Origin of the sequence: Nocardioides immobilis (assembly GCF_003515065.1) — a bacterium.
Classification (GTDB): domain Bacteria; phylum Actinomycetota; class Actinomycetes; order Propionibacteriales; family Nocardioidaceae; genus Nocardioides; species Nocardioides immobilis.
This window is the reverse complement of record NZ_QXGH01000009.1, coordinates 282,003-306,708: the sequence shown is the minus strand read 5'-3', so window position 1 is coordinate 306,708 and position 24,706 is coordinate 282,003. Positions and strand designations below refer to the sequence as shown.

The following is a 24,706-nucleotide window of genomic DNA, read 5'->3' as shown; positions in this document are numbered from 1 at the left end:
GCCTCCACGGTAGAGTCCGCGATCGTGTCCACCCCTGATCTGCTCGTCGTCGGCTCCGGTTTCTTCGGTCTCACCATCGCTGAGCGCTGTGCCACAGAGCTCGACCTCAAGGTGCTCGTGCTCGAGCGGCGCTACCACCTCGGCGGCAACGCCTACAGCGAGTTCGAGCCCGAGACGGGCATCGAGGTCCACAAGTACGGCACCCACCTGTTCCACACGTCGAACGAGCGGGTGTGGGAGTACGTCAACCGGTTCACCAAGTTCACGAGCTACCAGCACCGGGTCTTCGGCAAGTACCAGGGACAGGTCTACTCGCTGCCGATGAACCTGGCCCTGATCAACTCCTTCTTCGGCAAGAGCCACACCCCCGACGAGGCGCGTGCCCTCATCGCCGAGCAGGCGAGCGAGATCGACACCAAGGACGCCAAGAACCTCGAGGAGAAGGCGATCAGCCTGATCGGACGCCCGCTCTACGAGGCGTTCATCAAGGGCTACACCGCCAAGCAGTGGCAGACCGACCCGAAGGAGCTGAGCGCGGACATCATCACGCGCCTCCCGGTCCGCTACAACTTCGACAACCGCTACTTCAACGACAAGTACGAGGGCCTCCCGGTCGACGGCTACACCGCCTGGCTGGAGCGGATGGCGGACCACCCGAACATCGAGGTCCGGGTCGACACCGACTTCTTCGACGTGGCCGACGAGTACAAGGGCAAGGTCCCGATCGTCTACACCGGCCCGGTCGACGAGTACTTCGGCAACAGCGAGGGCCGCCTGTCCTGGCGCACCGTCGACCTCGAGGCCGAGGTCGTCGACGTCGACGACTACCAGGGCACCGGCGTCGTCAACGCCAACGACCCCGACGTCCCGTTCACCCGCGTGCTCGAGTTCAAGCACCTGCACCCCGAGCGCACCTACCTCCCGGGCAAGTCGGTCGTGGTCCACGAGTACAGCCGCTTCGCTGAGGACGACGACGAGCCGTACTACCCGATCAACACCGCCGAGGACCGCGAGAAGCTGCTGAAGTACCGCGACCTCGCCAAGAAGGAGCCGATGGTCCTCTTCGGCGGCCGGCTCGGCACCTACAAGTACCTCGACATGCACATGGCGATCGGCTCGGCCCTGTCGATGTACGACAACAAGATCAAGCCGCACTTCGCCGAGGGCGCACCGTTTGCCAGCGGTGGCGTCGACCCCGACAACGACTGAGTACGACGCGCGCTGCGCGCGGCGCGCGGCTGTGCAGCGCCGCTACTCCACGAAGGGCGCTTCGCCGGAGAGCGTCACGTCGGCGTAGATCATCGGGTGGTCGGACACCCGGTTGACCAGGCCACCGTCCATCCGGACGTAGTTGGAGAAACCCACGCCGGGGATGGACCCGAAGATCCAGTCGATGCCGTGGTTGGCGGGCAGCCGGCACGGGGAGCTGGTCCCGCCGTTGGCCGCCTGCGCGTTGGCCCCGGCGGTGACCCGGCAGAAGGCTTCCGCCTTCTCGTTGAAGTCACCCATCAGGAAGGTCGGGATGCCGAGCTGGTTCGTCGACTGCGGCTCCTGGAGATCGTTCATCAGCGCGATCTCCTTCTGGGTCGCGACGTCACGCCAGTGCTGCGCCGGCCCACGGGTGCTCGCGGGGTTGTGGATGTTGATGAACCAGGCGAGCCGGCCGGTCTCCTTGTGCTTCAGCAGCACGTAGGGCATCGGCACCAGGTTGCCGTGGAAGTAGGGGATCGGGATGGTGTGGCCCTCGACGAGCTCCCAGACACCGGCGTTCCAGGCGATGGAGTTGCGCACTCCCTTGCTGCCGACCTGCAGACCGGGGTAGACGCCCCAGCCGCCGCCGGTGATCCGGCCGAACGTGGCGTGCTGGGTCTTCTCGTACTCCTGGAGGCCGACCACGCTGACGTTGTTGCCGCGGATCAGCTGGACGGTCCAGCCCATGCGCGAGGTGCCGCCGGCGTACCCGGGCTTGTTGCCGCCGGGGCCGGTGTGCGAGGCGCCGAGCACGTTGAAGCTGGCGATCCGGAAGGAGGCCGGGTCGGCGGCGAGGCCGTCGGCGGCGAGCTGCACCCGGTTGCGCAGGTTGCGCGACCGGAGCCGGTCGCGCAGCTTGTCGTCCTTCTTGGGCTTGTCCTTGTTCTTGTGACGCGGCGAGGTCTCGGGGGGCGCCTCGCTGTCGTCGGACGCAGTGATCGACGGCGGCGCTGTCGGCGTGGTGTCGTCGGTGGCCGTCGTCTGGTTGTTGGCCACCGCGAACCGGCCGACGGTGAGCAGTGCCGCGACCAGCACGATGATGGCGAGAACGGGGAGCAGGCGTGCGCGACGCGGTAGTTCGTGCTTGCCCACTTCTCCCGGCTTCCCTCCCGTGACACCGCGTCCCGCGGCGTAGTGACCAACCTTACTCGACGCGATGGGCTACGGCTGGATGCCGCGCGTTCCCGGAACGTCGTGCGCCACGCCCGGCCCACCGACCCCACGAGTCCCAAGGTAAAGGGTTATCCTGCAACGCGAACGGGGTTCCGCGAACCCGACCTGCCTGCCGTCTAGCCCGGGGAGATCCGTGCGCCGCGTATCGCTGCTGCTGGTAACCGTTCTGTCAGTCTCGTTCCTTCTCGTCCCCGCGTCAGCGATGGGCCCCCGGGGTGGAGCGGTGTTCAACGTCCCGGAGCCGTACGGCGACGACGTCGCCAACTTCCGGATCGTGAAGAAGGTCGAGCACGCGATCCGCAACACCGTCCGGACCCGGCGGCACCGGCACCCGGTCATCCACATCTCGACGTACCTCTTGGACCGCCCGACGACCGTCAAGACGCTGATCGCGGCCTGCCGGCGCGGCGTCCAGGTCCGGGTGATCCTCGACGAGGACATCGAGAGCCGGCCGTCGCGAAAGCTGATCACGGCGCTCAACGCGGACAACGTCAGCGGGCCCCGCGACGACCCGCGTGCGGGCAAGTGCAACCGCCCGCTTCCCCCGAGCCACGGCGGCCTCCGGGTCGAGCCCGGGGCCACCGAGGACACCCAGCTCGAGGTCTTCACCCCCCGGGAGGCCTACCGGAGCGTCGAGGCGCCCAAGCGCGACTCGGTGACCTGGGGCCGGGACGGGAGCTACGTCAAGAGGTGCAACGGCAGCTGCCGCGGCAAGGGCGGCAACATGCACAGCAAGTTCTACCTCTTCTCACGCACGAAGAGCACCCACCACATGGTCATGGTCAGCTCGTCCAACCTCAACCGCGGCGGCGCCGAGCTCGGCTGGAACGACATGTACGTCGTCAAGGGCCGCCGGACGCTCTACCGCGGCTTCAAGGCGATGCACCGGCTGATGACGGACGACGTCCGGGCCGGCGGCGACAAGGTGCAGGTCAAGTCCGGGCCGTACATCGCCCGGTTCTTCCCGATGCGCAACGCCAGCAAGGCGACCGACCCGACGCTGCGCGACCTGAAGAAGATCCGGTGCCGCAGCGCGTTCGGCCGCACCCAGATCCACATCTCGATGTTCTACTGGAAGGGCAAGCGCGGCTCCTACCTCCTCGACAAGATCGCCGACCTGGCCCGCAACGGCTGTGAGGTCCGGATCGTCTACGGAGCGCCCTCGCGGCTGCTGGCGGAGCGGATGCGCAACCTCGCGCGTCGTCACGTGATCGACCTGTGGGACAGCCGTTGGGACTACAACGACGACGGCTGGAGCGAGGTCCGCACCCACGCCAAGTACGTCCTGGTGAAGGGCACGGTCGGGACCGACCGTCGCGCCTACCGGGTGTGGACGGGGTCGCAGAACTGGGTGGCCGGGTCGCTGTCGCGCAGCGACGAGACCACGCTCAACGTCGGCCTGCGGTCGGCGTACCGCAGCTATCTGAACAACTGGGACGCGATCCGCGACCACTCGCGCCGGCTGCCGTACAGCATGTACCGCTGAGCGGAGGGTCCGCCGGAACCTGCGTCCTGGGGCACTAGAGTTCGTGGGGAGATGAGCATGTCCGATTCCCCCGACTCGGCCCACCGGGTGGTGCTGCACGTCGGCACTCCGAAGAGCGGCACCACGTTCCTGCAGCGGGCGCTGTGGCGCCATCGCGAGGAGCTCGACGCGGTGGGTGTCACGTGTGCCGGCCAGCGGCACTTCGAGATGTTCCACGCGGCGATCGAGCTGCGGGAGTCGCACGCGTTCTGGGGCCGGACCGCCGAGGAGCTGGAGGGCACCTGGCAGCGGCTCTGCGACGGCGCCCGCGCCTATCCGGGGACCACGATCATGAGCCATGAGCTCCTCGGAGCCGCCAAGCGCGAGCAGGTCGACGCCGGGATGGCTGCGCTGGAGGGCCTCGACGTGCACCTGGTGGTCACGGCGCGCGATCTCGCCCGCCAGGTGGCGTCGGACTGGCAGGAGCGGGTCAAGAACGGCAACCCTGTGACGTTCGAGGCGTTCTGCGCCAACGTCGGCCTGGAGCGGCAGAACGGCTTCTGGCGCAACCAGCACCTGATCGGGATCTTCGACCGGTGGGCGCGCACGCTGCCGCCGGAGAACGTGCACCTGGTCGTCGGCCCCCCGCCGGGCTCGGGGCCCGACGTGCTCTGGCGGCGGTTCGGGGACGCCGTCGGGTTCGACGCCGGCGCCTTCGACCCGACGACCGAGGAGCCGACGGCCAACAAGACCCTGGGCGCGGTCCAGGTGGCGGTCCTGCGCCGCGTCAACGAGGTCCTCGACGGTCGCATCCAGCAGCCGGCCTACAGCCAGGTCGTCAAGCGGGTCTTCGCGCAGTCGATCCTGGCGGGCCAGTCGTCCGCCCCGGCACAGTGCCCGTCCGACCTCGTCGCCCGGCTGGCGGAGATCGCGACCCGCCAGAACGGCCGGATCACCGACCGCGGCTACCAGGTCCACGGCGACCTGGACGAGCTGGTGCCGCAGCCCGTCCCCGGACCGTGGACGGACCCGGACGCGGTCGACCCCGAGCTCGAGACCGCGGCGGCGGTCGCGGCGATCGCGGAGCTGCTCGTCGAGCGCGCCGAGCCGGCCCCCGACCCCGGTCTGGTGCCGACCGCCCGGCGCGTCGGTGGGCGGGTACGTCGTCGGCTCGCCCGGCTCCGCGACTAGTCTCGGCGAGTGATGGCGATCCACGACCCGCGGCCCCGGGTGTTCCTCCACGTCGGCAGCCCGAAGACGGGCACCACGTTCCTCCAGGACGTGCTGTGGTCACAGCGGGAGACCGCGCGGGAGCAGGGCCTGCTGCTGCCGGGCGAGCGGTTCCACGACCACTTCCTGGCCACGCTGGACGTCCGCGGGCTCGCGGAGGACCCGATCTATCCCGAGCGCGCCCGCGGCATGTGGGACCGGCTGGCCGAGGAGGCCGTCGCGTCGGACGGCAACGTGCTGATCTCCCACGAGCTGTTCGCCGGTGCGACCGCGGAGCAGGCGCGGCGCGCCGTCGCGGCGCTCGCCGACCGGGCCGAGGTGCACGTCGTCGTCACGGCGCGCGACCACGTCCGGCAGATCGCCGCCGAGTGGCAGGAGCACGTCAAGCACCGCTCGGCCGCGACGTTCGCGCGCTTCGTCCAGGAGGTCCGGGACGACCACGCCCGCACCAGCTGGTTCTGGCAGGTGCAGGACTATGCCGGCGTCCTCGAGCGGTGGGGTGTCGGGTTGCCACCGGAGCACCTGCACCTGGTGACCGTGCCTCCCTCCGGCGCGGACCCGACGACGCTGTGGGACCGCTTCGCGCGGGTCATCGGCGTCGATCCGGCTGCCTTCGACACCGAGCTGGAACGCTCGAACAGCTCGCTCGGCGCCGAGCAGGCGGAGCTGCTCCGCCGCGTCAACGTCGAGCTCGGCGATCGGCTGCCGCTCCCCGGTCCCTATCCGCTCGTCGTCAAGAACGTGCTCGCCCACCGGATCCTCGAGTCGCGCGGTGGCACCCGGCTGTCGCTGAGCGCGGAGGACCAGAAGTACGCCGCCGACGAGTCGCGCGCGATCGCGGACCGGCTGGCCGCTGCCGGCGTCGACGTCGTCGGGGACCTCGCGGACCTTGTCCCGACGCCGGTCACCGCCGAGGCGCCCGAGGAGGACCCGTACGCCGTACCTCCTGACGCTGCGTTGCTGGCAGAGAGTGTGGCGACGATCGCCGACCTGTTGGTGGTCCTCAACGAGCGCCGCGCCGCCGTGCAGCGGGCCGACGACCTGACCGCGACGGCGCAGGAGAAGCCGGTGCGGTTCGCGCTGGTGCACGCGAGCGAGCAGCGTCCGCTGCTGCGCAAGCTGCGCGGTGCCTACCGCGCCGCCAAGGAGCGCCGCTCCGACTCCTGAGACCGGTCCGATCCGGTCCGTTCGACCCGTCCCGCCTGGCCCGGACGGGCTACAGGCGTGCACCAAAGAGACCCCTGTGACGCCAGGGGGCTTGCGTGATCGGAGTAACTGGTGTGAAACTCGCAGCCTGACACAGATGTCGTCGCGAATCCGGTTGCGACACGCCGATCAGGAGGAAATCTCCCGTGTGGAATCCCCGACGTCCGCAATCCGCACGTCTCGGCGCCCTCGTCGCCATCGGCGCACTGGCTCTCGGGCTGGTGCCGTCCGCCGGAGCGAGCCCCGACCGCACCGCCTCGGCGGCGGCCGCTCCCACGGCGAGCACGGTGCGGATCGCGAGCTTCAACACCGCGGCCACCTCGACCACCCGCAAGGGGTTCCGGGACGTCAAGAACCTCCTCGCGGAGGGGGTGGACATCGTCGCGCTCCAGGAGATGTCGAGCTGGGCGCGGCGCGAGCGGGTGCGGAAGCGGCTCCTCGACTGCGAGACCTGTACGTGGGACGGGTGGATCCCCGTGCCGGCCGTGCCGGGTGGGCAGCCGATCCTGTGGCGCTCCGACAAGTTCACGTTCCTCGGCCGCGACTGGATCCAGGTCGCGCCGGAGACCTTCGTCGGTGACAAGGGCGCGGGCCCGGCGACGACGCACGCGAAGTACGTCGTCCGCCTGCGGCTGCTGGACAACGCCACCGGTCGCACGATCTGGGTCCTGAACAACCACTTCGTTCCCACCGTCCAGGGCGAGAACGGCGGTCGCAACGACAACCGTCGACGGATCCGGCTCTACGCCCGGCACATGGCGGGACTCCAGGCGGTCATCGACAAGATCCACGCCGAGGAGGGTGGCGGCCTGGTGTTCGTGACCGGCGACTTCAACGTGAACTACCGCAACGACAAGGTCGCCCAGGACCCGATCTTCCCGTACGCCGCGCTCGGCACCCGTGGGTTCCGGTCGAGCTTCTACGAGCTGGGGGAGCCCGGCACCGGCACCCACGTGCTCCACAACGGCTTCGACATGCGGCTCATCGACTACGTCAGCTTCAAGCCGACCCGGCGTGTGATCGCCACCGGGCAGCGGATCGTGACCGGGCTGAACTCCGACCACCGGCCGCTGATCGTCAGCTTCAAGGTCAACGGCCGCGGCTGCTGGGTGCGCGGCAGGCCGATCTGCTGATGCCTTAGCGGGTCGAGTGGTTCCGGACGGTGGTGAAGTACCGCACGTACCTGCGCCACAGGCGCGCGCTGCGGACGTTGAGCGTGTTCTCGTCACCCCTGGTCAGCGAGCCGTTGGACCAGTTCGCGGTGCCGGTCCAGACGCCGTGGTAGCGCCGGTTCGTGCCGTAGGTCCCGCGGACTGCGACCGCCTTCATGTGGGTGCGGGTGTTGACGTACCCGTCCATGTCGGTGTCGATGCGGCTGTCCCAGAACTCGATCAGGCCGGCGCGCCGCGCGTCGCGCATCCTTCGCCCGAGGCCACGATCGACGGCGCCGATGATGATCTTGACCTTGCAGCCGTCGCGGGCGAGGTTTCGGATCTTGTCCCAGAGGTAGTTGCCGCGGTGGCCGTTCCACCAGAACTGCTGGATGTGCAGTGAGGTCCGGCCGAGATCGCTGGAGCACCTGATCTTGCGCAGGTCCTGCAGGAGAGGGTCCCGGTCCTTGCCGCCGACGATCGGGAAGATCCGCGTCGTGTAGGGACCGTCCGTGAGCTCGAGCAGGTCGGGACCGGCGCGCTTCTGGGCGGTCATCAGCCGGTGGACCTGCACCAGGAAGTCGAAGGTCTTCGGCCGGCCCTTCATCACGACCAGGTCGTTCCACCCGAGCTTGGCGCCGCCGCCGTTCAGGTTGGACGACGACACCATGACGACGTTGTTCGCGGACCCGCTGCTCGACATGGCGTAGATCTTGGAGTGCATGTTCGCGTCGGATGCGCCGCGGCAGGAGCCTGAGCACTTCAGGACGTAACTGCCGTCGGCACCCCACGTGACCTGCTGGCCGGTCGGCCGGCGAAGGCTCCGCCGGGTCTGCCGGGCCGTCATCAGGGGGATCCCCTCGCCGCGCTGGCGAAGGCCGTCGTGCTGGGCGGGGAGCGCCCGGTTGCAGCGCCCGGCGCGGGGGTCGTTGTCGGCGATGCCGTCGCGGTCGCCGTCCCGGACGTTGTCGGCGTTGAGCGCAGTGACGAGCTTGCGGAGCGGTCGCGAGGCCACCTTGCGGTTGATGATCACGCGGACCGACACACCGCGGCGGCAGGCGTTGATCAAGGCGTTCGCGCTCACGTCGCGGTCGAAGAGGTAGCCGGTCACCAAGATGACGGGGTGGGGGTCCCGCCTCGTCCTCCGGACGTGCCGGAAGGCCTCCTCGACCTTCCGGACGATCCGGGTGTTCTCCGCGCTGGAGCCCCACGGGTTCGGCACGTTGAAGGTCACGCCGCCGCTGGGCTCGTAGCCGCTGGCAGACCACGGCGCCAGCGTCAACGCCGGCAGGATCACCAGCAGTGCTGCGGCTCGGCGCATGTGCGGCATGCTAGTCCGCTGGATCCTTCGGACTGGCCGCTTCGACGAGTTCTCCGCGCGAGCCGCGAACAGCCGATCTGCTGGTGAGGCCGACGACCCGCCCCTGCTAGGTTGGCTGACGTGTCGCAGGGGAGCGAGAACGACAAGCAACCGACCATCCATCTGGTGTCGACGGCCGGGCATCCTAACTTCGGCGACGAGTTCATCGCCGCCTCCTGGCTGAGGTTCCTGGCCGAACGGCAGCCGGACACCGACGTGGTGCTCGACTGCCCGGATCCCGGCATGGCGGCCTTCCTGTTCGAGGGCCTGCACCCCCGGTTGAAGCTCACCAACCTGCTGTGGCGGGTGAGCTGGCTGACGATGGACGCCGATCCCGACGAGGGTGATGCGACCGTCGACCGGGTGGTCCGCGACCTCGGCAGCCCGCTCTTCGACTACGGGCTGCTCGAGCTGCGCCGCGCCACCACCGTGCACCTCGTCGGTGGCGGCCACATCACCTCCAACTGGTTGCACCACGGCCGGCTGGTGCGCGCCGCGCGGCGCCTTGCCGAGGTGGCGGACGCCCAGTTCGTGGCGACCGGCCTCGGCCTGATGCCGGCGATCGATCCCGAGCGGATCCGTGACGACCTCGCGGCCGCCGACCACGCCACCGTCCGCGACAGCGCCAGCGCGGAGATGGCCGGCGTCGAGCTCGGCGTCAACGACGCGTTCCTCGGCCTGTCGTCGATCCCCGGCCACGGCGAGCGACCGGACCCGACCGGGCAGCCCGGCGACGTGTGGATCAGCCTGCAGTGCGACCTGGCCGAGCCCGAGGTCTTCGAGGCGACTGTCGCGGGTGTGCGGGCGATGATCGAGAGCGGACGGTTCGAGGGGCGTACGATCCGCTACCTCGAGTCGATCCCCGGCACCGACCGGGACCGCCGGGCCTACGACCTGCTCGCGGACCTGATCCCCGAGGAGAACTTCATGTCGTTCGTGCGGCTGTGGCACGAGGGCTTCCCGGGCCGCCCGCTGCAGACCTGGATCACGACCCGCTACCACTTCCACCAGCTCGCGGCGGCGGTCGGCGCCGACGGCATCGCGATCGAGATCGACGACGACTACTACCGCACGAAGCACGAGTCGCTCGCCGAGCTCGGCACCGGCTTCGCGATCGCGCCGGTCGGGTTCGACAAGCTGCCCGAGCCGGCCAGTGACCCCGAGTTCCGGCTCAAGGCCGGCCGGCTGCACCGGGCCAAGCTCGACGAGGCCGAGGCGATCTACCCGCGGAGGCGGGCACCGCAGCCGGCGGCGGCCGCTCCTGCGCCGGTCGCACCGGCACCCCCGGCGCGGTCCAAGGGCGTCTTCGGCCGCCGCTGACCGGTGATTCCTGCAGCTCGCCAGCTCACGACCAGGCCGCGACGATCCGGCAGACGTGGGGGTCCTCGGTCCGGAACGGCGCCAACCCGGTGCCGGCCTCCTGGTGGACCACCCGTCCGCCGTGCGCCTCGATCTCGGCGACGACGGTGGCCGGGTCGAGGTAGCGCCGCCCGGCCTGCTTGAACACGTGCGGTCGCCCGCGGTCCTGGTCGGTCCGGAACTCCAGGAACAGGTGGCCGCCGCCCCGCAGCGCCATCGAGGCGAGCCGCCACAGGTTCTCGCGGCCCAGGTCCTCCAGGGCGTGGAGCACGAACCGGGCGTACAGGTCGGTGGGGGTGTCGAGGCGGCTCAACCGGACGCCGAGCCCCAGCACCTCGCGCGCGTCGTACAGGTTGATGACCTCGAACGAAAGCGGCAGTGAGTCCGACGCCCGTCGCTGCGCGCGCAGCATCGCGCCGATCGTGTAGTCGACGGCGGTGACGGTGCGGCCGGTGCGCTTCGCGAACCACCGGGCGTCACGGGCGTTGCCAGCTCCGATGTCGTAGAGCGGGCGGTCGCTCGGGTAGTGCTCGGCGACCCACTTGGCGAACGACGACGGCTTGGTCGGCAGCGATCCCTTGTGCGCGCCGTAGAAGGTGTCCCACTGCTTGCGATGGGTCCGGAGGCCCCCGAACCAGCCGCCGATCCGGCGCGACAGCCACCGCGGGGTCTCGTAGCGGAAGGAGGGGTCGGGCGTGCGCCAGCCCTCGCCGTACGTCGCCGCGAGCAGCGCCTCGTAGTCTGCGGGTGCCGGCACCTGCCGGCCGAGCAGCTCGACCGTGGTGAGCGGCAGGATCGTCTCCGGCGGGAGCCGGAAGCCGGTGTCCTGCGGGATGTAGAGGACGCCCTCGACCCAGTGCGCCGTGAAGACGTCGACGAACCGGGTGGAGTCGTCCGACAGGCGGATCCGCACGTTGAGCCGGGCGCCGGAGCCGCGCCGGACCGACCAGCCCTCGGCGAGCAGGACCCGCTCGATCTTGTAGGCCTCGCGGATCACGTCGACCGGGTAGGGGTGCTGGCTGATGTAGGCGATGTCGAGGTCGTTGTCGTGGCCGATCAGCTGGCCGTTGCGGACCGCGCCCAGCAGGGTGCCGTAGGCGATGAACGTCGGCACCCCGGCCTTGTCGCGCAGGTCGGCGATCAGGAGCTCGACCTGGTCCATCAGCTCGTCGAGGGTGTCGGTGCCCTCGGTCGACAGCGGCCGGACCAGCTTGCCGTACTTGTCGATGATCAACGGGCTGCCGGTGCGGTCGACGACGTCCACCCGCTGGTCGGCCGCCCCCTTGAAGACGTGGTGGGAGGTGGCGACCACGGTGCCGGTGAGGTGCTCGCGGAGCACGACGTCCGCCTGGCCGACCAGGTGGCGGCCGAGCGACGCGGGCCAGCGCGCGACCAGGCCCCCGCGGCCCGGCTTGGTGTCGTTCTGCGGCTGGAGCGACCAGACGTGCCGGTCGTTCAGCAAGACGTCGTACGTCGACTCGGGGTCCAGGTCCGCGGGCAGCACCAGCCGGGCGTCGTGGACCCGCAGTGTCGCGGTCTCGGCGGTCTCGGTCTCGCTCGGCTCGGTCACTTCCGCAGCGCCCTCTTGATCCGCCGGGCCGCGGCGCGTGCGCCGCCGACCGGTTGGTGCCGCGCCTTGCGGCGCAGCTCGGCCCGGAGCTTGTCGCGCTCCATCGTCAGGTCGCGAACGTCGCGGATCATCTGCTCGATCGCGCGGGCGGCGACGTCGACGATCTCCTGGTCCGGCACGTCGCTCGGGTGAGTGCCGTCCGGGGACGCCGTGGAGAGCAGGTCGTCGAGATCGCCGATCACCGGGAACCCCTGCTCCTGGATCCAGTCCCTGGCCGCCCGCGAGCGGGTGGCCAGCTCGGCCACGTGGTGCGGCCGTGGTCCGAACCGCTCGCCGCGCTGCGGCACCAGCACCTCGTGCCCGAAGTACTTCCGCACCCAGCGGTGCCGCACGGTGCCCACCTCGAGCGGGCCGGTGAGGTGCGGCTTGACCCGCTCCAGGAGCGCGGCCTGGGCCGCGCCGAGGGACTCGTTGGCATAGCTCACGTCCAGGTCGAACCTGGAGTCGTCGATGCCGATGGCCTCCTTCCACCGCTCCCAGAGCAGGCCGCGCGGGGCTCCCGGGGGCGGCACGGTGACCACGGTGATCCGGTCGGCCGGCACGGCCTGCGTCCAGTTGCCGAGCACGCGCGGGATGTCCTGCGACTGCCAGCTCCACCCGCCGCGCAGCTTGCCGGCGAGCGCCTTGTCCATGAACTCGTCGAAGCCGAGGTCGGAGTTCATCTTGAGTGCTTCCTGCCACACGGCCGGGAACTGCAGCACGTAGGAGCGGACCGTCACCACGAGCCGCACCTCGGCCGGCGCCAGCGCGGCGACCGCCGCCTGGGCCTGCTCTGCGGTCGCCATGCTGAAGAACTCGTGGGAGACCATCCCGTCGCCGTCCCAGGCGGCGAGCTTGCCGACCAGCCGGTCCCAGATGCCCGCGTTGCGCCCCATCCGCGCCGGCGACGCGCCCCGCACCTCCTGGGAGGCGTGGTAGTGGTCCATCCGGCTGGTGCCCGGGTAGAGGAACCCCTGCCGGCGCAGCGCGCGGCGGTTCTCCCACATCGTCGTCTGGAGGAACGTGGTGCCGGTCTTGGGCAGCCCGATGTGGAGATGGACGGTGCGTGCCATCAGCTGTCTGTCCTGTCCGGGGTCACGGGGTGAGCGTGTGCGCGTCGAGGAAGGCCTGGACCTTCTCCTCGTCGCGCAGGGTCAGCGGCACGAGCAGCTCCTCGACCACGTCGAGCAGCTCGGCCACCCGCCGGTTGAGGCGGCGGGCCTCCTGCACCTCGGCCTCCAGCTCACTCACCCGCTCACGGAGGGCGGCGACCTCCTGTCGGGTCGAGCCCGGAGCCACCCGCCCGATCTTGCGTCCGGCGTCGCGCAGTCGGTCGTTCATGCCGGGCAGGATAGCCTTGCCCGTCGCCCTCGCAGGTGCGGGGGACTCGCGTTCTTGAAGGGATCCACTGTGATCGGGATGGTGTTGGCGGCCGGAGCCGGCCGAAGGCTGCGGCCGTACACGGACACGCTGCCGAAGGCGCTCGTGCCGGTGCGGGACGGCGCAGACGGGGGAGACACGATCCTCGACATCGCGCTCGGCAACCTGGCGGCGGTCGACCTGCGCGACGTGCTGATCGTCGTCGGCTACGCCGCGGGCGCGGTGGAGGAGCGGCAGGCCGCGCTCGAGAAGCGGTACGGCGTCCGGATCACGCTCGTCCACAACGACAAGGCCGAGATCTGGAACAACGCCTACTCGATGTGGCTCGCCTGCGACCACATGAGCGACGGCGTGCTCATGGTCAACGGCGACACGGTGCACCCGGTGTCGGTCGAGGAGACGCTGCTCAAGCACCGCGGTCCCGACGTGCTCCTCGCCATCGACGCCGAGAAGCAGCTCGCCGACGAGGAGATGAAGGTCCAGGTCTCGGACGACGGCGCGCTGACCCGGATCACCAAGCTGATGGACCCCGCGACGGCGTACGGCGAGTACATCGGCGCGACCCTGATCGAGCCGGCCGCCGTCCCGCAGCTCGCGGACGCGCTGAAGACGACCTTCGAGCGGGACCCGGACCTCTACTACGAGGACGGCTACCAGGAGATGGTCGACCGGGGGCTGCGGATCGACATCGCGCCGCTGCCGTCGGGCACGTCGTGGGTCGAGGTCGACAACCACGAGGACCTGGCGAAGGCCAGGGAGATCGCATGCCGCTACTAGCGCGGATGCTGGCGAGCCCGCTCCACCTCGACATCCGGGCGGGCGCCGTCGACAACCTCGCCGCGCTGCTGCACGAGCGCGCGATCACCAGCGGCGGCACGGTCATGGTCGCCGTCGGCTCCGGCCAGGGCGCCGAGATCTGGGAGCGGGTCCAGTCGTCGCTGCCGAACGCCACCGTCTTCCAGGTGGAGGAGGGCAGCCTGAGCTCGGCCGGCGACCTCCAGGAAGCACTCGGCCAGCAGGGGTACGACGCCGTCGTCGGCATCGGTGGCGGCAAGACCATCGACGTCGCGAAGTACGCCGCCACCCGCGCCGCGCTCCCGATGGTCGCGGTCGCCACCAACCTCGCGCACGACGGCATCTGCTCGCCGGTCGCGTCGCTCGAGCACCCCCACGGCAAGGGCTCGTACGGCGTCGCGCTGCCCCTCGCCGTCGTCGTCGACCTCGACTACGTCCGCAACGCGCCGCCCGCGATGGTGCGCGGCGGCATCGGCGACGCGGTCAGCAACCTGTCCGCGATCGAGGACTGGCTGCTCGCCCAGCGCGAGCGCGACGAGAGCGTCGACGGCCTCGCGCTGGCGTTCGCCCGGACGGCAGGCGAGGCGATCCTGCACCGCACGGACTCGATCGACGACGACGGGTTCCTCATCGCGCTCGCCGAGGCCCTGGTGCTGTCGGGCATGGCGATGTCGGTGGCCGGCACCTCGCGGCCGTGCAGCGGCGCGTGCCACGAGATCATCCACGCGATCGACCAGCTCTACCCGGGGGTCTCCAACCACGGCGAGCTCGCCGGCATCGGCGCGCTCTTCGCGACCTTCCTCCGCGGCGACGACGCCCGGTTCGTCCAGATCGCCGACTGCCTCACCCGGCACGGGCTCGCGGTGTCGCCGGAGCAGATCGGGCTCACCGAGGAGCAGTTCGTCGCCGCCGTACTGGCCGCTCCGGGCACCCGGCCGGACCGCTACACGATCCTCGAGCACCTCGCGCTGGACGAGGAGCAGGTCCGCGAACGAGTGGCCGCGTTCGTCAGTCGCCTGGGTCGGGCTGTGGAGACGACGGCCGCACCCTGAGCGCTGCGACCTCGGTGCCGAGCGGCATCGCCTTCCGCACCAGCCCGATGATCTCGGTCAGGGCGAGCCCGACCTCGGGGGTCCGGTCGCGCAGCTGCCGCTCGAGCACCGCACGTCGGTCGAGGCCGGCGTCGTCGGGGTCGTCGTCCCCGTCGTCCTGCCCGTCGTGCCCGTCGTGCTCGTCGTGGTCGTCGTGCTCGTGCTCGTCGTGGTCGTCGTCGTCCGCGGACGGCGCGCCGGCGTCGTGCTCCTGCTCCTCGCGGAGTGTCGCGATCGTGGTCTCCAGCTCCCCGATCGCCCGCTCGAGGCCGGTGCGTGCCCAGGCCGCGGCGAACAGCAGCTCCTCGTCGGTCGGCATGGCGAGTTCGACGGGCACGTCCTTTCCGGGCGGCTCGACGGGAAGGTCGTCGAGGCTGCCGACGAGGTCGACGCCGCTGGTCGAGACCGCCTGACGGATCCGGTCGTTCCACCGGGCGGAGAGGTTGCGACCGGGCCGGTTCAGGGTGACCTTGCGCTCCTGGTCGGCGCGTTCGCCGAGGATGTCGCGGGCGAGGAGCGCCTTCATGGTGCGCAGGTACTCCGTGCGGGTGATCGGGCCGAGCTCGATGTTGAGCAGCCGCATCAGCTCGCTCGAGGGCAGGCCGAGCGAGGCGTTGCTCTCGACGGACCGCTCGCGGCACCGCGACGGGTCGATGCCGATGACCCCGGCGAACCGCTTCCAGAGCAGGTCCGGGTCGGAGCTGTGCATCGGGACCGTGACCACGTGGAAGCGGTCGGCGCCGACGAGCGGCACCCACGTGTCGATCATCCGCGGGACGCCCATCGACCGGTCCACCATCCGCTCGGGCCGGCTCGACGGCGGGCCGTCCTTCTCGACGGACTGCCGCAGTCCCCAGATCAGCCGGCGCAGCGGCACCTCGGCACCGTTGCGGCAGTTGGTCTGCCACTGGGACCGGAGGACGGAGGCCGTGTCGCGAACGGTCAGGACGACATGCACCTCGGCGTCGCCGAGCGAGGCGATGATCCGCTCCGCGGCCGGCGGCTTGGCCCAGCAGAGGAACTCCATCGACAGCACCGTGGCCCGGCCGCGGTGCGCGAGCATCTCCTCGGCGAGCCGGTCCCACCGGCCTCCGGCGGCGCGGACGAGGTCGGTCTTCGGCGCCGAGCTGAGGGCGTCGTGGGTGGCGAGCACGACGTCGCGCCAGCTGCGCCCGGGCAGCAGGAAGCCCTGCTCGGTGAGCTCCTCGCGGTTGGCGGCCATAAGCCGCTGGAGGTACGTCGTGCCCGTGCTCGGTCCACCGATGTGGAGGTAGACGGGTGCGGGCCTGTCGCTTCGATCGCGGTCCAGCCGTCGCAGGGCCATGCGCCGGACATTAGCCGCTGCGTCCGAACGACCACCAAGCGGGTGGGTGGCTCAGCGGCGGCCGCGGCCGCGCGCCCGCCGCGCCTCGGTGAGGTCGACGCCCGCGACCTCCCGGATCATGGCTGCCAGCTCGTCGACGGCGCCGTCGAAGTCCGTCGGGGTCGACGCTGCCGGCGTCGCACCGAGCCCGAGCAGGCCGGCGCGCGCGGTCTCGGCCGCAGCCAGGAGCTCGGCAGGTGAGGGACGGTGGGCGTCCTCGGCGTCGGGCGGCGGCGCGACGGGCAGGTCGTCGAGGTCGCCGATGACCGCGACACCGGCGCTGGTGACGGCGTCGCGCACCAGTCCGTTCCACGCCGCGGCCACCTCGCGGCCGCGGCGGTCGAGCCGGACCGGCGGCTCGCTCCCGGCCCGGGTCTCCAGGTCGGGTGCCACCACGGCCCGGATCACCTGCTCGCTCCCGGCCGGGGCGGTGCCGGCGAGCACCACGTTGATCAGCCGCAGCAGCTCGCAGGAGGGGTGGCCGAGCGAGGGGTTGCGTCGTACGTCGGGATCGACCGCGAGGTCCGAGTCGATGCCGGTGGCCTCGGCGAACCGCCGCCACAGCAGGAGCGGGTCGGCCCCCGACCGGGGCACCGTCACGACCCGGACCCGGTCGCGGCCGACCGCTCCGGTCCAGACGTCGAGCATCTGCGACACGCCCTGGGTACGACGGAAAAGCCGCGCAGCGCGGTTGTCCCTGCCTTCGTCGAGCCAGGCGCCGATGCCCCGCGCGAACCGGGGCCAGGGGAGCGTGGTGCCGTTGCGGCACGTGGTCTGCCACTGCGCGGGCATCGTGCGCGCGGCGTCGCGGACGGTGAGGACGACGTCCACCTCGACGCCCGCGAGGGCGTCGAGCAGGCGCCGCGCCTGGGACGGGTCGAGGAAGCTCAGGAACTCCCAGGACACGACCGACCCGCGTCCGTCGTACTCCTGGACCTCGCGGAGGAACCGGCCGGCGACCCGGTCCCGCCGGGTGGTCGCGTCGGGGCCGGGCGTGCCGTCGAGCACGCCACGCAGCGCAAGCGCCTGGTCCCGCGGCACGCGGAAACCGTGCTCGGCGAGGGCCGTCCGGTGGTCGGCCAGGAGCTGCTGGAGGAACGTGGTCCCGGTCTTCATCGCGCCGATGTGGAGCACGATCCGGGGGGCTCCCGAGCCGGAATGTGACGCATTCGGCACCGGCGCAGGCTAGCAGGGGATTCACGGTCAGCCACCGCTGCGCTGATACCTTGATCTTCGTCCATCTTGCCTTTCGTCGAAGGAACTCAGCCCACGTGAGCGAAGCTGCCAACGCCACCTCTCCGTCGCCCGTCGACGAGGGATTCCGGGTCGTGCAACGGCTGGTCCTCCCCGATGACCAGGAGCTCGACGTCCAGTCGCTCTACGTCAGCGGGGTCACCAGCTTCTCCTCCGGCAACGACTCGATGTCGCGCCAGTCCGGCGGCGACTACGAGAACGTCGAGGAGGAGACCGAGGAGGACGGCGAGGAGGGCGGCTCCGAGGGCGGCGCCGGCATGTCCGGCTTCGGCCGGATCACCGACGGCGCCGGGGTGGCGGTCGACCCGCAGCGCCGGGTCACGCTCGGCACCTACTTCAACGCGTTCCCGGCCAGCTACTGGCGGCGGTGGACCGAGTTCACCTCGGTCCGGCTCACCACGCAGCTGCGCGGCCACGGGTCGATCATCGTCTACCGCTCGACCGCGAAGGGCCACGTGGTCCGCGCCGACTCCTACCGGATCGACAACGACCAGACCGAGACGGTCACCTTCGAGCTGCCGCTCAAGCCGTTCATCGACGGCGGCTGGTACTGGTTCGACCTCGAGGGTGGCCACAACGAGCTCGTGCTCGAGGACGCCAGCTGGGGGTTCGAGACCGATCGCGTCCGCACCGGCCGGATCACGATCGGCATCACCACGTTCAACCGCCCCGACTTCTGCGTCCCGCAGCTGCTCAACCTGGCGTCCAACCCCGATGTGCTCGACATCATCGACGAGATCGTCGTCGTCGACCAGGGCACCAACAAGGTCGTCGACGACCCGGGCTACGAAGCGGCGGCCGCCGGCCTCGGCAGCAAGCTGCGGATCATCGAGCAGCCCAACCTCGGCGGGTCCGGCGGGTTCTCCCGGTCGATGAACGAGGCCACCTCGATGGGCGCCTCGGACTACGTCCTGCTCCTCGACGACGACGTCGTCTGCGAGCTCGAGGGCATCCTGCGCGCCGTGGCGTTCGCCGACCTGGTGAAGACGCCGTCGCTGGTCGGTGGCCAGATGTTCAGCCTCTACGACCGCTCGGTCATGCACGCCTACGGTGAGGCGATCGCGAAGTACCGCTGGTTCTGGGGCCCGGTCGCGCCCAGCGTGCACGGCCACGACTTCTCCAAGAAGTCGCTCCGCAACACGTCCTGGATGCACCGGCGGATCGACGTCGACTACAACGGCTGGTGGATGTGCCTCATCCCCACCCAGGTCATCCGCGAGATCGGCCTCTCCCTGCCGATGTTCATCAAGTGGGACGACGCCGAGTTCGGGCTCCGCGCCGGTGCGGCCGGCTACCCGACCGTCACGCTGCCCGGCGTCGCCGTCTGGCACGTGCCGTGGACCGAGAAGGACGACACGCTCGACTGGCAGGCCTACTTCCACGAGCGCAACCGGCTCGTGTCCGGCCTCCTGCACTCGCCGTACCCGCACGGCGGCAAGCTGGTCCGCGAGTCCCTCGAGAACCACACCAAGCGCCTGATGTCGATGCAGTACGGCACGGGCGAGACGATCCTGCTCGCGCTCCAGGACGTCCTCGACGGCCCCGACCGCATGCACCACGACATCCTGCACCGGCTGCAGGAGGTCCGTGCGCTGCGCGACGAGTACGACGACGGCCAGGCCGAGCCCGAGCTGGACGCCTTCCCGTCCCCCCGGCGCAAGAAGCCGCCGAAGCGGGGCAAGGGGATCCCGGTGCCGTCCACCACGGTCGGCAAGGCGAAGATGGCCGCGATGGGCCTGGTCCGCCAGGCGCTCCCGACCCGCGAGCTGGCGGGAGAGCACCCCGAGGGGATCGTGCCCCACGTCGACCAGCGGTGGTACCGGCTGGCGCACTTCGACTCGGCGATCGTCTCGTCCGCCGACGGTGTCGCGGCTTCGTGGTACCGCCGTGACCCTGCCCAGTTCCGTGACCAGATGACGCGCTCGCTCAAGATGCACGCCAAGCTCTACCGCGAGTGGGACGAGCTGGCCGAGCGGTGGCGCTCGGCGCTGCCCGAGCTGACCTCGCCCGAGCGCTGGAAGCTGACCTTCGAAGGCATCGACGACGAATGAGACTGGGCGCTCGGCGTCGAGCGGTGGGCAAGCACGCGGGGGAGCGGGTCAGGCGCCGTCGCCGACCTCCGCAGATCGCGCCGCAGGTCTCGAGGCCGCCGTACGGCGACCCCGATGCACCGCCGTTCCCGACGGTCGTCGCCGATCCGGCTGCTGAGTCCGCACCCGGACCCGTCCAGGTCGAGATCCCGGTCGCGGCGCCGCCTCCTTCGCCTCCGCCGCCACCGGCCGCAGTTGCGCCGGCTCGGCCGGTCTACTCCGAGCCAGCCTTCGCTCCCCAGCCCGAACGGCTTTCGCGGCGTTCGCGGCGCCGCCTGAGGCGGGAGGCGAAGCGTGCCGCGAAGGCGCGCCGCGCCCACGAGAAGGCACTCGGGCTGGATGGGCCGGTGCCGGTCGCCCCCGCGCCGGAGCCGGCTCCCGCCCCGGAGCTACCTCCCGCCCCGGAGCCAGCCCCTGTCTGGGAGCCACCGCCCCTTCCCGAGCCGGCCCCCGCCCCGGAGCCACCCTCCGTCTGGGAACCAGCCCCCGGTCCGAACTCAGCCCCCCGCCCGGAGCCGGCCCACGCCTCATCGGCGGTGGCGGTTGCGACGCCCGTCGAGGCCGAACCCGAGGTCGGACCCGCCCTCGAGTCGGACGCCGACCTCACGCCGCAGGAGCGCCGTCGGGCCCGACGTGAGCGGCGCCTCGCCCACCAGGCCGAGCTTGCGGCGAAAGCCCAGGTCGCCCGGGCCGCCCACGCGGCCGCGATCGCGGGCGTCCCCCTGAGGCCGCCGACCGCCGACAACGGCCTGCCCGCGGTCTTCAAGAAGCGCTATCTGCTCAAGCTGCTGGTGAAGCGGGAGATCAGTGCCCGCTACCAGGCGTCGTTCCTCGGCCTGCTGTGGTCCTACATCGGGCCGGCCTGCCAGTTCTTCGTCTACTGGTTCGTGATGGGCGAGATCCTCAGCCTCCACGACCAGGTCGAGAACTTCGGCATCCACATCTTCTGCGGCCTGATCCTGGTGCACTTCTTCACCGAGACGTTCGGAGCCGGCACCCGATCGATCGTGGGCAACAAGGCGATCGTGATGAAGCTGCCGATGCCGCGGGAGATGTTCCCCGTGGCCTCCATGCTGGTGTCGCTGTTCCACGTCATCCCACAGCTGGTCATCCTGGTCATTGCGTGCCTCGCGTACGGCTGGGTGCCCGACGCGGTCGGCATGGCCGCGTTCGGCCTCAGCATGTTCATCGCGATGCTGCTCGGCACCGGCTGTGCGCTGCTCTTCAGCGCCGCGAACGTGTACTTCCGCGACTTCGGCAAGCTGGTGAGCATCATGCAGATGTTCATCCGGTTCAGCGTCCCGATGATCTACCCGTACAGCCTGGTCGACGACCGGTTCGGTGAGGGGGCGAAGTACTACCTCTTCAACCCGCTCGCAGACTGCGTGCTCCTGGTGCAGCGCGGGTTCTGGGTGGGGACCACCAAAGACCCCGCGACAACGGCTGAGACGGACCTGCCGCCGGACCTGTTCATGTGGGGATTCATCATGGTCGGTGTCGGGTTCGTGGTGCTCGTGATCGGCCAGCTCGTTTTCAGCAAGCTCGACAACCGGATCCCGGAGCGCCTCTGATGACCACCTCGATCGTGGTCGACGACGCGACCAAGACGTTCAACCTCCGCTTCCACCGGACACTGAAGCAGGTGTCCATGGCCAAGATCCGCGGCCAGGAGACCAGCACCGACTTCAAGGCCATCGACGGCGTCTCGTTCACCGTCGAACAGGGGGAGTCGATCGGCCTGATGGGCCTCAACGGCTCGGGCAAGAGCACCCTGCTGAAGATGATCAGCGGCGTCATGAAACCCGACACTGGCACTGTGCTGACCAGGGGCCGGATCGCCGGCCTGATCGCCACCGGTGCGGGCTTCCACCAGCAGCTGACCGGCCGCGAGAACCTGTACCTCAACGCCGCGATCCTCGGTATGAGCGAGAAGGAGACCAACCGGAAGTTCGACGACATCGTCGAGTTCGCCGGCCTCGGTCACCGTCTCGACACCCAGGTCGGGCACTACTCCTCGGGTCAGAACGCCAGGCTCGGCTTCTCGATCGCGGTCCACGTGGACTCCGACATCTTCCTCGCCGACGAGGCGCTCGCCGTCGGCGACAAGCCGTTCAAGCGCAAGTGCCTGGAGAGGCTGGAGGAGGTCCGCGCCAGCGGGCGCACCATCTTCTACGTCAGCCATGCCGCCGGCCAGGTCCGCCGGATGTGCGACCGCGTCCTCGTCCTCGAGGAGGGCCGGCTGGTCTTCGACGGGGGAGTCGAGGAAGGCATCCACTTCCTCCACTACGACGGCGACGACGAGGAAGAGCTCGCCGACGAAGAGACCGGCGACGACATCTAGGATTTGCCCGAGCGTGTCGCTCCTTCGTCGCGCCACGCTGCCGGGCTCGCAGTTGTCGTAGGCGGACCCAACGGCTGCTTGGAGGCTCACCGGCCGGCATCGCGAAAGCGCTGCTGGGCTCGGCTCCGGTCGCTCGTTCCTCGCTCCCTCCGCCTCGCCTGCCGCGTTTTCGCGACTGGCCGGCAGCGGGGGGTGGGAGGCCGAGCGTGTCGGACACGGCCGGCGGGCGCACCACGCCACGCGCAGAAGCGTCACCTGCAGGCCGTTCAGCGCCCAGCCGGGGACGACTTGACAAATCTCGAAACCGTCGGCGTGTCGGCTGGTAATTACACGTTTGTAGTTACTCAGAAACTCTTCCCAGCCTCTGTGACGCATGTGAAAGTTGCTACCCGTGTGACTCCTTCCCCGCACACTGATGGAGCAGATTCACCATGCTTGCGAGCCCGAACCCGAGCCCCGAGGACGCGGTCGAGACCGACGATCGTGCCCTCCGCACGCGTACGGCTCGGCGCAACCGGTTCGTGACCGCGTGCCAGCAGCTGTTGGCGCTCGGCCTCGTGCTGGCCGCGCTGACGCCGGCCGCGCGCACGATCACGATGGACGTCCGGCCGGCGTCTCCGGTCGACGCCCGTACCCAATCCGGCGCCCGCCTCCAGGCCGCGACGGCGCCCGCGACGGTGCCCACCGCGGCGGTCACCCCGGACGTCGCGGAGTACAGCCTGACCGCGCCCGAGGGCGCCCGACTGGCGCCCGGCGCACTCCGCGCGACCAGCCGTCGTACGACGACCGGCGGCCAGGAGCTGACCAGCGATGCGGTTCCCGTGCTCGGGTACGGCGCCGTCGGCGTGACCTGGCAGCACGGGCTCGAGGTGTCCGACGACGCGCTCGCGGTCGAGGCCCGCACCTTCCAGGACGGGGCGTGGTCGGACTGGACGGACGTGCCCTACCACGACGAGCACGCACCCGACCCCGACAGCAGGGAGGGGCGGCACGCCCGCCCGGGCACCGCGCCACTGCTGGTCGGCGAGGTCGACCAGGTCCAGGTCCGGGTCGCGACCGACGCAGCCGCGCCGGCGGACCTGAAGCTCGCCGTCATCGACCCGGGCGAGGCGACGACGACCGCCCGGGAGCTGCCCGAGATCGACACCGACACCCTCGACGGCGACGACGCCACGGGGACCTCCACGACGAGCGAGGGCGAGCTCGGGCTGCGGGCGGCGGTCACCGCTCCGAAGCCGAAGATCTTCTCCCGCGCGCAGTGGGGCGCCGACGAACGGCTGCGGGACGCGCCGTCACTGCACTACTACGAGGTGCACGCCGGGTTCGTGCACCACACGGTCAACGCCAACGGCTACACCCGCGACCAGGTGCCGTCGATCCTCCGCGGCATCTACGCCTACCACACGCAGTCGCAGGGCTGGAGCGACGTCGGCTACAACTTCCTCGTCGACCGGTTCGGCCGGATCTGGGAGGGCCGCTACGGCGGCGTGGACCGCCCCGTCGTCGGCGCCCACACGCTGGGCTACAACGACAACGCGTTCGCGATGTCCGCGATCGGCAACTTCGAGACCGCGCGGCCGAGCCGGGCCATGGTGCGGGCGTACGGCGCGCTCTTCGCGTGGAAGCTCTCGCTCCACGGCGTCGACGCCGGCGACCCCCGTCAGTACGTCACGTCCAAGTACTTCAAGGCGATCAACGGCCACCGGGACGCCGGCTCGACCGCCTGTCCCGGCACCTACCTCTACAACCGGATCGACCGGATCCGCACCCTGGCTCGTGAGGCTCAGCAGGGGTGGGACGGCCGCGACCTCGAGTCCTCGCTGGTCGGCAGCGACCGGCCGGACCTGGTGCTCCGCCGGGCGACCGACGGCATGGTCTTCGTCCGCCCGATCGTGCCGACCGACACCGGCTACAAGCTCGGCGCGAAGGTGTCGACCGGGTTGGTCCTCCCCGCGGCGGACAGGATCCTCAAGGCCGGCGACTGGGATCTCGACGGGCGGGGTGACCTCATCGTCAAGCAGGACGGCGTGCTCTCGCTCTACCGCGGGCTGGGGTCCGGCACGTTCGCCGCACCCACGCAGCTCGCCACCGGGTTCCGTCGGGTCACCAAGCTCGCAGCGGTCGGGGACTTCACCGGCGACGGCAAGCCCGACCTGATGGGCCAGCCCGCCGGCGGCTCGATGCAGATCTACCCGGGCAACGGCGCCAGGGGCCTGCGGAAGCCGTTCGCGGCGTACTCGCCGATCCGGGGCCGGAAGCAGATCCCGATCGGACGTTGGAACGGCGACGGTGCACCCGACAGCCTGATCCGGACCCGTACCGGGCTGGTCCTCTACTACGGCAACGGCCCGGGTGGGTTCACCCGTCACAAGTCCCTGTCGCTCCCGATCGGCGGCTACGACTGGCTGGTCGGCGTCGACGACGTCGAGCTGACCGGGCACAGCGACCTGATCGCCCGTACGGCGAGCAGCGGCCAGCTGTGGGTCATCCCCGGCAGCGTGGGCGGCTTCCGGACGCCGGTCGCGATCGCGGGAGACACCGGGGAGTACGACATGGTCGGTTGATGCCCTGCATCAGATGGGCCTCGG

At 70.6% G+C, this 24,706-nt stretch carries 19 protein-coding genes; 12 read left to right on the top strand and 7 right to left on the bottom strand.

The features are described 5' to 3' along the window. The first annotated feature begins 24 nt into the window (after positions 1-24). Complete coding sequence (gene glf, locus D0Z08_RS02380; protein ID WP_220453982.1) at positions 25-1,209, top strand: UDP-galactopyranose mutase; 1,185 nt, start codon at positions 25-27, stop codon at positions 1,207-1,209. 42 nt (positions 1,210-1,251) lie between these two features. Here the strand turns inward: glf and D0Z08_RS02375 are convergent, their stop codons facing one another. After that, the gene (locus D0Z08_RS02375) at positions 1,252-2,343 is read right to left on the bottom strand and encodes an endonuclease/exonuclease/phosphatase family protein (RefSeq protein WP_118922234.1); all 1,092 of its coding nucleotides are present in this window, start codon (positions 2,341-2,343) and stop codon (positions 1,252-1,254) included. 304 nt (positions 2,344-2,647) lie between these two features. Between D0Z08_RS02375 and D0Z08_RS02370 the strand changes: the two genes are divergently transcribed. From D0Z08_RS02370 to D0Z08_RS02355, 4 genes are all read left to right on the top strand, one after another. Continuing rightward, positions 2,648-3,910, top strand: coding sequence for a phospholipase D-like domain-containing protein (locus tag D0Z08_RS02370; RefSeq protein ID WP_182481103.1), 1,263 nt, complete (start codon positions 2,648-2,650; stop codon positions 3,908-3,910). 57 nt (positions 3,911-3,967) lie between these two features. Then, the gene (locus D0Z08_RS02365; protein WP_118922230.1) at positions 3,968-5,080 is read left to right on the top strand and encodes a hypothetical protein; all 1,113 of its coding nucleotides are present in this window, start codon (positions 3,968-3,970) and stop codon (positions 5,078-5,080) included. A 9-nt stretch (positions 5,081-5,089) separates the two neighbouring features. Next, positions 5,090-6,286 (top strand): hypothetical protein, encoded by a 1,197-nt coding sequence (locus D0Z08_RS02360; RefSeq protein ID WP_147381291.1) that lies wholly within the window; start codon positions 5,090-5,092, stop codon positions 6,284-6,286. Between the two features lie 185 nt (positions 6,287-6,471). Continuing rightward, positions 6,472-7,458 (top strand): endonuclease/exonuclease/phosphatase family protein, encoded by a 987-nt coding sequence (locus tag D0Z08_RS02355; RefSeq protein ID WP_182481102.1) that lies wholly within the window; start codon positions 6,472-6,474, stop codon positions 7,456-7,458. Between the two features lie 4 nt (positions 7,459-7,462). Here D0Z08_RS02355 and D0Z08_RS02350 read toward each other — a convergent pair whose 3' ends face one another. Next, entirely contained in the window at positions 7,463-8,797 is a 1,335-nt protein-coding gene (locus D0Z08_RS02350; RefSeq protein WP_182481101.1) for a phospholipase D-like domain-containing protein, read from the bottom strand. Between the two features lie 120 nt (positions 8,798-8,917). Here D0Z08_RS02350 and D0Z08_RS02345 point away from each other — a divergent pair, with 120 nt between their 5' ends. After that, a complete protein-coding gene (locus D0Z08_RS02345) occupies positions 8,918-10,156 on the top strand; it encodes a polysaccharide pyruvyl transferase family protein (RefSeq protein ID WP_182481100.1) in 1,239 nt (412 codons plus the stop codon). Between the two features lie 25 nt (positions 10,157-10,181). Here the strand turns inward: D0Z08_RS02345 and D0Z08_RS02340 are convergent, their stop codons facing one another. From D0Z08_RS02340 to D0Z08_RS02330, 3 genes are read right to left on the bottom strand one after another with little or no spacing between them, the layout of a single operon-like run. Then, positions 10,182-11,765 (bottom strand): class I SAM-dependent methyltransferase, encoded by a 1,584-nt coding sequence (locus D0Z08_RS02340; protein ID WP_118922220.1) that lies wholly within the window; start codon positions 11,763-11,765, stop codon positions 10,182-10,184. Next, positions 11,762-12,877, bottom strand: a complete 1,116-nt coding sequence (locus tag D0Z08_RS02335) for a hypothetical protein (protein ID WP_118922218.1) — start codon at positions 12,875-12,877, stop codon at positions 11,762-11,764. The genes D0Z08_RS02340 and D0Z08_RS02335 overlap by 4 nt, the downstream gene beginning before the upstream one ends. A gap of 22 nt (positions 12,878-12,899) precedes the next feature. Next, positions 12,900-13,145, bottom strand: coding sequence for a DUF6752 domain-containing protein (locus tag D0Z08_RS02330; protein WP_245993557.1), 246 nt, complete (start codon positions 13,143-13,145; stop codon positions 12,900-12,902). A 78-nt stretch (positions 13,146-13,223) separates the two neighbouring features. On the opposite strand from D0Z08_RS02330, the gene D0Z08_RS02325 reads away from it, so the two are divergent. Both D0Z08_RS02325 and D0Z08_RS02320 read left to right on the top strand, forming a co-directional pair. Next, positions 13,224-13,961 carry a phosphocholine cytidylyltransferase family protein gene (locus D0Z08_RS02325; protein ID WP_245993555.1) on the top strand — a complete coding sequence of 246 codons (738 nt, stop codon included), beginning with the start codon at positions 13,224-13,226 and terminating at the stop codon, positions 13,959-13,961. Then, positions 13,949-15,031 (top strand): iron-containing alcohol dehydrogenase family protein, encoded by a 1,083-nt coding sequence (locus D0Z08_RS02320; RefSeq protein WP_220453981.1) that lies wholly within the window; start codon positions 13,949-13,951, stop codon positions 15,029-15,031. The genes D0Z08_RS02325 and D0Z08_RS02320 overlap by 13 nt, the downstream gene beginning before the upstream one ends. Here D0Z08_RS02320 and D0Z08_RS02315 read toward each other — a convergent pair. Continuing rightward, positions 14,988-16,394, bottom strand: a complete 1,407-nt coding sequence (locus tag D0Z08_RS02315) for a hypothetical protein (protein ID WP_118922212.1) — start codon at positions 16,392-16,394, stop codon at positions 14,988-14,990. The two genes, D0Z08_RS02320 and D0Z08_RS02315, sit on opposite strands and share 44 nt — an antisense overlap. Before the next feature lie 51 nt (positions 16,395-16,445). Beyond that, positions 16,446-17,609 (bottom strand): hypothetical protein, encoded by a 1,164-nt coding sequence (locus D0Z08_RS02310; RefSeq protein WP_147381290.1) that lies wholly within the window; start codon positions 17,607-17,609, stop codon positions 16,446-16,448. 95 nt (positions 17,610-17,704) lie between these two features. On the opposite strand from D0Z08_RS02310, the gene D0Z08_RS02305 reads away from it, so the two are divergent. The 4 genes from D0Z08_RS02305 (at position 17,705) to D0Z08_RS02285 (ending at position 24,682) form a co-directional block, all read left to right on the top strand. Continuing rightward, positions 17,705-19,738, top strand: coding sequence for a glycosyltransferase (locus D0Z08_RS02305; RefSeq protein ID WP_118922208.1), 2,034 nt, complete (start codon positions 17,705-17,707; stop codon positions 19,736-19,738). A 575-nt stretch (positions 19,739-20,313) separates the two neighbouring features. Further along, positions 20,314-21,348 (top strand): ABC transporter permease, encoded by a 1,035-nt coding sequence (locus D0Z08_RS32860; protein WP_245993552.1) that lies wholly within the window; start codon positions 20,314-20,316, stop codon positions 21,346-21,348. After that, the gene (locus D0Z08_RS02290; protein WP_118922204.1) at positions 21,348-22,118 is read left to right on the top strand and encodes an ABC transporter ATP-binding protein; all 771 of its coding nucleotides are present in this window, start codon (positions 21,348-21,350) and stop codon (positions 22,116-22,118) included. The genes D0Z08_RS32860 and D0Z08_RS02290 overlap by 1 nt, the downstream gene beginning before the upstream one ends. A 431-nt stretch (positions 22,119-22,549) precedes the next feature. Beyond that, positions 22,550-24,682 carry an FG-GAP-like repeat-containing protein gene (locus D0Z08_RS02285; protein ID WP_118922202.1) on the top strand — a complete coding sequence of 711 codons (2,133 nt, stop codon included), beginning with the start codon at positions 22,550-22,552 and terminating at the stop codon, positions 24,680-24,682. Positions 24,683-24,706: the final 24 nt, after the last annotated feature.

Excerpts from the sequence above, each read along its gene's own strand:
- D0Z08_RS02290 (WP_118922204.1), top strand. The coding sequence starts at position 21,348 with ATGACCACCTCGATCGTGGTCGACGACGCGACCAAGACGTTCAACCTC.
- D0Z08_RS02335 (WP_118922218.1), bottom strand. The coding sequence starts at position 12,877 with ATGGCACGCACCGTCCATCTCCACATCGGGCTGCCCAAGACCGGCACC.
- D0Z08_RS02365 (WP_118922230.1), top strand. The coding sequence starts at position 3,968 with ATGTCCGATTCCCCCGACTCGGCCCACCGGGTGGTGCTGCACGTCGGC.
- D0Z08_RS02330 (WP_245993557.1), bottom strand. The coding sequence starts at position 13,145 with ATGAACGACCGACTGCGCGACGCCGGACGCAAGATCGGGCGGGTGGCT.
- D0Z08_RS02325 (WP_245993555.1), top strand. The coding sequence starts at position 13,224 with ATGGTGTTGGCGGCCGGAGCCGGCCGAAGGCTGCGGCCGTACACGGAC.
- D0Z08_RS02320 (WP_220453981.1), top strand. The coding sequence starts at position 13,949 with ATGCCGCTACTAGCGCGGATGCTGGCGAGCCCGCTCCACCTCGACATC.
- D0Z08_RS02285 (WP_118922202.1), top strand. The coding sequence starts at position 22,550 with ATGCTTGCGAGCCCGAACCCGAGCCCCGAGGACGCGGTCGAGACCGAC.
- D0Z08_RS02315 (WP_118922212.1), bottom strand. The coding sequence starts at position 16,394 with ATGGCCCTGCGACGGCTGGACCGCGATCGAAGCGACAGGCCCGCACCC.
- D0Z08_RS02350 (WP_182481101.1), bottom strand. The coding sequence starts at position 8,797 with ATGCGCCGAGCCGCAGCACTGCTGGTGATCCTGCCGGCGTTGACGCTG.